We start from the raw sequence: 8,133 nt of genomic DNA, 5'->3' as shown, positions 1-8,133 counted from the left end.
TATTGAGCAGCCAGTCGCGGTTAATCAGATAGTCCAGACCTACCTGCCCGGCGGCGCCCCACGAATCCTTGAGGCTCAGATCGGAGAGCCCGGCGTCTTTGCCGGTGTCGTTAAAGTCTTCGTTAAAGAAGGTGGTGTAGTTAATACCGGCGCCGATATAAGGGCGCACCTTGCTTTGCGCATCGCCAAAATACCACTGCGCCATCAGGGTTGGCGGCAGCTGGTGTACCGTGGCGATAGTGCCCGTCGGGCCGGTGCCGACCTTATGGCGGAACGGCGTGGCCGCCAGCAGCTCGATGCCGATATTATCCGTCGCCATATAGGTGAAGGTTAATCCCAGCTGCGTGTTATTGCTGACGTTAAAGCTGCCCAGACTATTTAACACGTTGTCAGAACCTTCCGTCGGACGCACGGTGGCCGAACCTGCGCGAATGAAAAACTCTCCGGCTTCGTGCGCCCAGACGCCCCCGGAAAGCGTACTCAAAATTAATCCTACCGCTGCTAACTTCTTCATATCCACTTCCTCATTATGGTTATTCAGCGCGGAGAATATACCCACAATGAGTTAGGTTTGATCCAACATAGATCACACAAAATCATTAGTTTTAACATTTGTTGATCCAGATTAATTTTTACAGCAGGATGCAATAAGCGAATGATTAAGCAGATCAATTTTCGCCATATTTCGTCGCCGACGCACCGGCGCCCCGCTTTTACGGCGACAGCGCCCGCGGCAAAAGCCATACTCAGCGGGATACGGCGCTCACTCCTCTTTACAAAGATATACTTAGCCTGGCGTGAGCAGAGGCTGCTACGCTGAAGCGATTTGCGGTACAATCGCCGGCTAGTTAACACCTGCAATACTCAAGGAGAGTGCATGTCTATCACGGCGAAGTCCGTCTACCGTGACACGGGAAATTTTTTTCGTAATCAGTTCATTACCATTTTGCTGGTTGCGTTGTTGTGCGCGCTAATAACGGTAGTCCTTGGTCACGCGTTTTCACCCAGCGAAGAGCAGCTCTCGATTCTGAGCGAAGGCGATAATCTGGCGGGTAGCGCAGGCTTGTTTGAGCTGGTACAGAACATGACGCCGGAGCAGCAGCAGGTTCTGCTGCGCGCCTCTGCGGCCTCAACCTTCTCCGGACTGGTGGGTAACGCCATCCTTGCAGGCGGCGTGCTGCTGATGATTCAGCTGGTCTCTGCCGGGCAGCGCGTCAGCGCTCTGCGCGCGATTGGCGCCGCGGCGCCGGTTCTGCCAAAGCTGCTGCTGCTGATCCTGTTCACCACCTTCCTGGTGCAGATCGGGATGATGCTGGTGCTGGTGCCGGGCGTGCTGTTAGCCATCGTGCTGGCCTTTGCCCCGATTATGCTGGTGCAGGATAAGCTGGGGATCCTCAGCGCTATGCGCGGCAGCATCCGCCTGGCGTGGGCAAATATGCGCCTGGTGGCGCCGGCGGTGCTCGGCTGGCTGCTGGCCAAAACCGCGCTGCTGCTGCTGGCTTCCAGCTTTGCAGTGCTGACGCCAAACGTCGGCGCGGTGGTTATCAATACCATCAGCAACCTGATTTCCGCACTGTTGCTGATCTATTTATTCCGCCTGTATATGCTTATCCGCAACTAAATTTAACCAGGGTCGGGAAACCTCCCGACCCGCTCTGAACTACGGAACCTATGCATGAAGCAGTTTCTGGATTTTTTACCGCTGGTCGTCTTCTTCGCATTCTATAAGCTCTACGATATCTACGCCGCCACCACGGCGCTGATTGTCGCCACCGCGGTGGTGCTGATCTACACCTGGGTGCGCTATCGCAAAATTGAGAAAATGGCGCTGATCACCTTCGTGCTGGTCGCCGTTTTTGGCGGCCTGACGATCTTCTTCCATAACGACGAGTTTATTAAATGGAAGGTGACCGTTATCTACGTGCTGTTCGCCGGCGCCCTGCTGTTCAGCCAGTGGGTCATGAAAAAGCCGCTGATTCAGCGCATGCTCGGCAAAGAGCTGACGCTGCCGCAGCACGTGTGGTCACGTTTAAACCTCGCCTGGGCGGTGTTTTTCATCCTCTGCGGGCTGGCGAATATCTACATTGCATTCTGGCTGCCGCAGAATATTTGGGTCAACTTCAAGGTCTTTGGCCTGACCGCCCTGACCCTGGTCTTCACCCTGCTGAGCGGCGTCTATATCTACCGCCATATGCCGCAGGATGACAAGTAATCGATAAAGGCCCGTCGCGCTGATTGCGTGTTTAACGCTAAAAAGCACGCCTGCGGATTCAAAAAACGCAAAGCGTGCTTTTTTTTCGCCGCAGCGCAGGGTTTGCGGCAATATCCGGCCTAGGGTTTGCTCCTGCTGAGGGCGGCAAACCAGTCATACTTCTGCCGCGTGCCGATCTCTTTTTCTCCCTCATCTAACTTGATGAGAAATCTGCGCTTATTGATGTCATCCAGGTTAAAGAAGTAAGGCGCCAGGCGCTGCGATAAGGCCACGTACATTGCCTGGGCGATCCCTTCCCCGGCCTCTTCCCCGTGCTTCTCGAATTCATCTTTTATCGCCTGGAAATCGTCGTTCATGCCCGCGTCCTCAACTTATACAGAGGAAGTGAGTATGATTTAGCCGCCATACATTTTCCATACCCCTTAATTTTTTAGCCGGCCCGGCGCTGGCTAACGGCCAGAGCAGCAACGGCTATTCTCACGCGGCGGTTTTCATAGTAGCATCGCGCCAAATCTTCATTGACCCTGACAGAGTACAGAATGACAACAACGGATCTCGTCCCGAAGGGCGAAATGGTTTTACGCACCCTGGCAATGCCGGCAGATACCAATGCGAATGGCGATATTTTTGGCGGCTGGCTGATGTCGCAGATGGATATCGGCGGCGCGATTATGGCCAAAGAGATTGCCCACGGCCGCGTGGTTACCGTCCGCGTGGACGGCATGACCTTTTTGCGCCCGGTGGCCGTCGGCGACGTGGTGTGCTGCTACGCTCGCTGCGTAAAACGCGGCAATACTTCTATCACCATTAATATCGAAGTGTGGGTGAAAAAGGTCTCATCTGAGCCTATTGGCCAGCGCTACAAGGCAACGGAAGCGCTATTTATTTACGTGGCGGTGGATAACCAGGGCAAACCGCGCGCCATTCCCGGCGAGTGACACATTGCCCGGCGTGCCGGGCAATTTATCGCTTACAGGAAGCCGAGCAGAGAAAAGCAGAAGTAGCCGATAATAATGATCACCACCGGCAGAACGTACAGCGGGAAATACTGCACCAGGATGGTGTGGCGCGGCACCACGATACGTTCGGCGATTTGCTCCCGCGTCAGACCTTCCGCACCTTTGGCCTGTTCCAGAATCAGCTGATCCTCAACCCCTTCACGAAGGAACTTCGCCTGGCGGCTCATGCGCGCGCCGGATGCCTGCAGCGCCATCCCAACAAAGACCAGAATATAGATTATCCAGAAGCCAACGTTGAGGCCGTGCTTAAAGTCCGGCAGCGGCGAGTTGTACCAGAAAAAGTTAAGAAACGGCGTATTAAAACGCATCATTTCAATCATGACGTGCGCAAAATCCATCATCACCGCGTCAATACCCGGCTTCTTCTCGCTGTGCTCATACATAAACTTCAGTACGGAAATCAGCGTCGATAGTATCGCCGGAATAAAGATGACCCACCCCAAAATACGTTTAAGTACTGCAATGCGTCCAGCTTGTTGATACGTCATGGGTTCCCCTTGTTTAAGACGCCTTCACTGCCAAGAACCAACCGGTCAGGTTCTAAGTCTACCTTCACTGGCGAATTTCGCCCAATAAAGCGCGGTATGATATACCATGAACGCAAATTGGTTATCGACTTACGCTACAGGAGAGGGACATATGTCAGCCAGGCGCCAAATTCATGCCGCAATCTTCGATATGGATGGATTACTGATTGATTCTGAGCCGCTATGGGATCAGGCGGAGCTGGAGGTGATAGCCAGCCTCGGGGTAGATACCAGCCGTCGCGGCGAACTGCCCGATATTCTCGGGTTACGCATCGATTTAGTGGTGGACCTGTGGTTTGCACAGCAGCCGTGGACCGGGCCGGATCGCGCCGACGTCACCGCGCGTATCATCAGCCGGGCCATTGAGCTGGTGGAAGCCTCGCGCCCGCTGCTGCCGGGCGTGCGCGAAGCCGTGGCGCTGTGCAAGGCCCAGGGGCTGAAGATCGGCCTCGCCTCCGCCTCGCCGCTGCGGATGCTGGAAAAAGTGCTCACCATGTTTGAGCTGCGCGACCAGTTTGACGCCCTGGCCTCCGCCGAACTGCTGACCTACAGCAAACCGCATCCGCAGGTCTATCTCGACTGCGCGGCAAAGCTCGGCGTCGACCCGATGCACTGCGTGGCGCTGGAGGACTCGATTAACGGCATGATCGCCTGTAAAGCAGCGCGCATGCGCTCAATCGTGATTCCCGCCGAGGAGCATAGCCACGACCGTCGCTTTGCCCTCGCCGACGTTCAGCTAACGACGCTGGCGGCGCTTAGCGTCAGCGACCTGCGCGGCTAACATGCCGGCGTGATGAGGGAGCAGCGGCTGCCTCATCACATAAAATAAAACACCGTTTCATTTTTAATTGTATTTTCCCGCAGGTGCCTCTATGCTGGCTGTAACGGCGTGTACTCACGCATACATCAGCATACGGAGGGACATATGGGACTTAACGCCTTCGATCTTACGGGTAAGGTCGCGATCGTGACGGGATGTGACACTGGACTGGGTCAGGGAATGGCCGTCGGGCTTGCCGAAGCCGGGTGCGATATCGTCAGCGTCAACCGTAAGGTCCCGCACGAAACCGCAGAAAAAGTCCGGGCGCTGGGCCGCCGCTTCAGCGCGATTCAGGCGGATCTCAGCCGCCAGGACGAGATCCGCCAAATCGTGGCGACAGCCGTTGCCGCCATGGGGCGGATAGATATCCTGGTCAACAATGCCGGAACAATTCGTCGCGCCGACGCGCTCGAGTTTAGCGAGCGCGACTGGGATAATGTCATGAACCTCAACCTGAAGTCGGTGTTCTTTTTATCCCAGGCGGTCGCCCGGCAGTTTATTCAGCAGGGCGGCGGCGGCAAGATCGTTAACATCGCCTCGATGCTCTCCTTCCAGGGCGGAATTCGCGTCCCCTCCTATACCGCCTCAAAGAGCGGCGTGCTCGGCCTGACCCGCCTGATGGCCAACGAATGGGCGGAACATAGAATTAACGTTAACGCTATCGCGCCGGGCTATATGGCGACCAATAATACCCGGCAGCTGCGTGACGATAGCGAGCGCAGTAAAGAGATTCTCGACCGCATCCCCGCCGGGCGCTGGGGGCGACCGGACGATTTGCAGGGACCGGTGGTGTTCCTCGCCTCCGCCGCGGCGGATTACGTGAACGGCTACACCCTGGCGGTGGACGGCGGGTGGCTGGCACGCTGACAATTTTGTGACAAAGAGTTACACCGTCACCTCTTTCACACACTGTATAAAAACCCTATACTGTATGAATTGACAGTTTAGGGTTTTTATCATGACGGCGGAAGGCCATCTCTTCTTTTCTATCGCCTGTGCGGTATTTGCTAAAAATGCGGAACTCACGCCCGTGCTGGCACAGGGCGACTGGTGGCATATCGTCCCGTCCGCGGTACTGACCTGCCTGCTGCCCGATATCGATCACCCTAAATCATTTCTCGGCCAGCGGCTGAGCTGGGTCTCCAGGCCGGTGGCGCGCGCGTTTGGCCATCGGGGATTCACCCACAGCCTGCTGGCGGTATTCGCGGCGATCACCCTGTTCTATCTGAAAGTCCCGGAAAGCTGGTTTGTGCCCGCCGACGCGCTGCAGGGGCTGGTGCTCGGCTACCTCAGCCATATTCTTGCCGATATGCTGACCCCCGCCGGGGTGCCGCTGCTGTGGCCCTGCCGCTGGCGTTTTCGCCTGCCCATCCTGGCGCCGCGCAAGGGCAACCAGCTGGAGCGCGCACTGTGCATGGCGCTGTTTGTCTACGCGGTGTGGATGCCGCAGACTTTCGCCGATAATAGCGCCGTTCGCTGGTCGTCCGGCATGATTAATACGCTGCAGATAACCTTCAATCGCTTTATTAGTCAGCAGACCGGGCGATAAATAAACGAAATATCAAATTAGTTATAATCAATTCCATTTGAATATAAGGAATGAATTCCGCTTCTGCTAACCTTGCGCCATAAGAGCTGGTCCACAGGCCAGCCCAGGTAATAAAAAGATATCAGGAGAACGGGGATGAACTTTCCACTTATAGCGAACGTTATCGTGTTCGCGATTTTGCTGTTTGCGCTGGCCCAAACCCGCCACAAACAGTGGAGCCTTGCCAAAAAAGTACTGGTCGGTCTGGTCATTGGCGTGGTATTCGGTCTTGCGCTACAGCTGATTTACGGCTCCGACAGCCAGGTACTGAAAGATTCCATTCAATGGTTCAATATCGTTGGCAACGGCTACGTACAGCTGCTGCAGATGATCGTCATGCCGCTGGTGTTCGCGTCTATTCTGAGCGCCGTCGCGCGCCTGCACAACGCTTCGCAGCTGGGTAAAATCAGCTTCCTGAGCATTGGCACCCTGCTGTTCACCACCCTTATTGCTGCCCTGGTGGGCGTGCTGGTGACCAACCTGTTTGGCCTGACCGCCGAAGGACTGGTACAGGGGAGCGCGGAAACCGCCCGCCTGAACGCTATTCAGAGCAACTACGTCGGTAAGGTCGCGGACCTCAGCGTTCCGCAGCTGATCCTTTCCTTCGTGCCGAAGAACCCGTTTGCCGACCTGACGGGCGCTAACCCGACCTCCATCATCAGTATCGTTATCTTTGCCGCCTTCCTCGGCGTCGCTTCTCTGAAGCTGCTGAAGGATGACGTCGCCAAAGGCCAGCGCGTTCTGACCGCCATCGATACCCTGCAGGCCTGGGTGATGAAGCTGGTGCGCCTGGTGATGCAGCTGACGCCGTACGGCGTACTGGCGCTGATGACCAAAGTCGTGGCGGGCTCCAACCTGCAGGACATCATCAAGCTCGGCAGCTTCGTTGTCGCCTCCTACCTCGGCCTTGGCATCATGTTCGTGGTCCACGGGCTGCTGCTGGCGGTGAACGGCGTGAGCCCGCTGAAATACTTCCGTAAAGTGTGGCCGGTGCTGACCTTTGCCTTCACCAGCCGCTCCAGCGCCGCGTCTATTCCGCTGAACGTGGAAGCGCAGACCCGTCGTCTGGGCGTCCCGGAATCTATCGCCAGCTTCTCCGCCTCCTTTGGCGCCACGATTGGTCAGAACGGCTGTGCCGGCCTCTATCCGGCCATGCTGGCGGTGATGGTCGCCCCCACCGTCGGGATCAACCCGCTCGATCCGCTGTGGATTGCCACCCTCGTCGGCATTGTGACCGTGAGCTCCGCCGGTGTCGCCGGCGTTGGCGGTGGCGCAACCTTCGCCGCGCTGATCGTCCTGCCGGCGATGGGCCTGCCGGTAACGCTGGTCGCGCTGTTAATTTCGGTTGAACCGCTGATCGATATGGGCCGCACCGCGCTGAACGTCAACGGCTCAATGACCGCCGGGACCCTGACCAGCCAGTGGCTGCGTCAGACCGATAAAACCATTCTTGAGAGCGAAGACAACGCCGAACTGGCGCATCGCTAGCCTCAGGCCGGGATAAAAAAAACCGCAGATAGCGCGCGCTACCTGCGGTTTTTTTATTGCTCAATTCTGCGCTCAGGGAGCCAGTTCGTTTTCCTGCCGGGTTTGCATCGCCCAGCGCTGAGCCGATTCCGGCACGCTAAACGGCGGAGAACGACGAAAATGCTCTCCGAGCAAAATAAAGGCAACGTACTTCCCCCGCAGCAGCCACACATCGCGAAAACCGTCCATTTTGACGGCGTGTTCCGGCGGCGCTGGCTCCGCTCGAGGCACGTAGCTAATGACAGGGCGATTTTGTTGGCGAAGTGTTTTCATAGCTCATGGATTCACTAAACAAAGCGGGAACAGAACCGCCATCATAGCCGAAAATCCCCCTTTGCGTCGCCCCCCTCTTGCCGCTCGTTTTGCTCCAGCAAGGCACGATGGCCGTAATGTTCTATAGTTAGAAGGGTTTTGGTTCAGCAACGACCATTTTCAGTAAT

Annotated in this window: 11 protein-coding genes; 7 read left to right on the top strand and 4 right to left on the bottom strand. The window is 56.5% G+C overall.

The window, feature by feature from the left end; all coding sequences use genetic code 11:
- Positions 1–514 (bottom strand): outer membrane protein OmpW (gene ompW / locus RTE01_RS04920; RefSeq protein WP_141334744.1); only part of this gene is annotated, 514 nt, incomplete at its 3' end.
- Positions 515–877: 363 nt separating this feature from the next.
- On the opposite strand from ompW, the gene RTE01_RS04915 reads away from it, so the two are divergent.
- Together RTE01_RS04915 and RTE01_RS04910 are read left to right on the top strand one after the other, a co-directional pair.
- The gene (locus tag RTE01_RS04915) at positions 878–1,621 is read left to right on the top strand and encodes a YciC family protein (RefSeq protein WP_041145152.1); all 744 of its coding nucleotides are present in this window, start codon (positions 878–880) and stop codon (positions 1,619–1,621) included.
- A gap of 54 nt (positions 1,622–1,675) precedes the next feature.
- A complete protein-coding gene (locus tag RTE01_RS04910; protein WP_045855040.1) occupies positions 1,676–2,212 on the top strand; it encodes a septation protein A in 537 nt (178 codons plus the stop codon).
- 119 nt (positions 2,213–2,331) lie between these two features.
- Here the strand turns inward: RTE01_RS04910 and RTE01_RS04905 are convergent, their stop codons facing one another.
- Complete coding sequence (locus RTE01_RS04905; protein ID WP_134525670.1) at positions 2,332–2,568, bottom strand: hypothetical protein; 237 nt, start codon at positions 2,566–2,568, stop codon at positions 2,332–2,334.
- 183 nt (positions 2,569–2,751) lie between these two features.
- On the opposite strand from RTE01_RS04905, the gene yciA reads away from it, so the two are divergent.
- Entirely contained in the window at positions 2,752–3,150 is a 399-nt protein-coding gene (gene yciA / locus RTE01_RS04900; protein WP_041145149.1) for an acyl-CoA thioester hydrolase YciA, read from the top strand.
- 32 nt (positions 3,151–3,182) lie between these two features.
- Here yciA and RTE01_RS04895 read toward each other — a convergent pair whose 3' ends face one another.
- Positions 3,183–3,719, bottom strand: a complete 537-nt coding sequence (locus tag RTE01_RS04895; RefSeq protein ID WP_076945361.1) for a YniB family protein — start codon at positions 3,717–3,719, stop codon at positions 3,183–3,185.
- Between the two features lie 151 nt (positions 3,720–3,870).
- On the opposite strand from RTE01_RS04895, the gene hxpB reads away from it, so the two are divergent.
- The 4 genes from hxpB (at position 3,871) to RTE01_RS04875 (ending at position 7,654) form a co-directional block, all read left to right on the top strand.
- A complete protein-coding gene (gene hxpB / locus RTE01_RS04890; RefSeq protein WP_115193052.1) occupies positions 3,871–4,539 on the top strand; it encodes a hexitol phosphatase HxpB in 669 nt (222 codons plus the stop codon).
- Positions 4,540–4,683: 144 nt separating this feature from the next.
- Positions 4,684–5,445 carry a 2-dehydro-3-deoxy-D-gluconate 5-dehydrogenase KduD gene (gene kduD, locus RTE01_RS04885; protein ID WP_134525668.1) on the top strand — a complete coding sequence of 254 codons (762 nt, stop codon included), beginning with the start codon at positions 4,684–4,686 and terminating at the stop codon, positions 5,443–5,445.
- 91 nt (positions 5,446–5,536) lie between these two features.
- Positions 5,537–6,127 carry a metal-dependent hydrolase gene (locus RTE01_RS04880; protein ID WP_041145145.1) on the top strand — a complete coding sequence of 197 codons (591 nt, stop codon included), beginning with the start codon at positions 5,537–5,539 and terminating at the stop codon, positions 6,125–6,127.
- A gap of 135 nt (positions 6,128–6,262) precedes the next feature.
- On the top strand, positions 6,263–7,654 hold the full coding sequence (locus tag RTE01_RS04875; RefSeq protein WP_076945358.1) for an L-cystine transporter: 1,392 nt from the start codon (positions 6,263–6,265) through the stop codon (positions 7,652–7,654).
- A 72-nt stretch (positions 7,655–7,726) separates the two neighbouring features.
- Here RTE01_RS04875 and cedA read toward each other — a convergent pair whose 3' ends face one another.
- Positions 7,727–7,966, bottom strand: a complete 240-nt coding sequence (gene cedA / locus RTE01_RS04870; protein ID WP_041145143.1) for a cell division activator CedA — start codon at positions 7,964–7,966, stop codon at positions 7,727–7,729.
- Between the last annotated feature and the right edge of the window lie 167 nt (positions 7,967–8,133).

The sequence above is a fragment of the Klebsiella terrigena genome (assembly GCF_006539725.1).
Taxonomy (GTDB): domain Bacteria; phylum Pseudomonadota; class Gammaproteobacteria; order Enterobacterales; family Enterobacteriaceae; genus Klebsiella; species Klebsiella terrigena.
This window is presented reverse-complemented; position numbering and strand designations above follow the sequence as displayed.

Bases quoted from the DNA above. Each gene is read 5' to 3' on its own strand.
- RTE01_RS04915 (WP_041145152.1), top strand. From the start codon at position 878: ATGTCTATCACGGCGAAGTCCGTCTACCGTGACACGGGAAATTTTTTT.
- RTE01_RS04910 (WP_045855040.1), top strand. From the start codon at position 1,676: ATGAAGCAGTTTCTGGATTTTTTACCGCTGGTCGTCTTCTTCGCATTC.
- cedA (WP_041145143.1), bottom strand. From the start codon at position 7,966: ATGAAAACACTTCGCCAACAAAATCGCCCTGTCATTAGCTACGTGCCT.
- RTE01_RS04880 (WP_041145145.1), top strand. From the start codon at position 5,537: ATGACGGCGGAAGGCCATCTCTTCTTTTCTATCGCCTGTGCGGTATTT.
- kduD (WP_134525668.1), top strand. From the start codon at position 4,684: ATGGGACTTAACGCCTTCGATCTTACGGGTAAGGTCGCGATCGTGACG.
- RTE01_RS04875 (WP_076945358.1), top strand. From the start codon at position 6,263: ATGAACTTTCCACTTATAGCGAACGTTATCGTGTTCGCGATTTTGCTG.
- RTE01_RS04905 (WP_134525670.1), bottom strand. From the start codon at position 2,568: ATGAACGACGATTTCCAGGCGATAAAAGATGAATTCGAGAAGCACGGG.
- RTE01_RS04895 (WP_076945361.1), bottom strand. From the start codon at position 3,719: ATGACGTATCAACAAGCTGGACGCATTGCAGTACTTAAACGTATTTTG.
- hxpB (WP_115193052.1), top strand. From the start codon at position 3,871: ATGTCAGCCAGGCGCCAAATTCATGCCGCAATCTTCGATATGGATGGA.
- yciA (WP_041145149.1), top strand. From the start codon at position 2,752: ATGACAACAACGGATCTCGTCCCGAAGGGCGAAATGGTTTTACGCACC.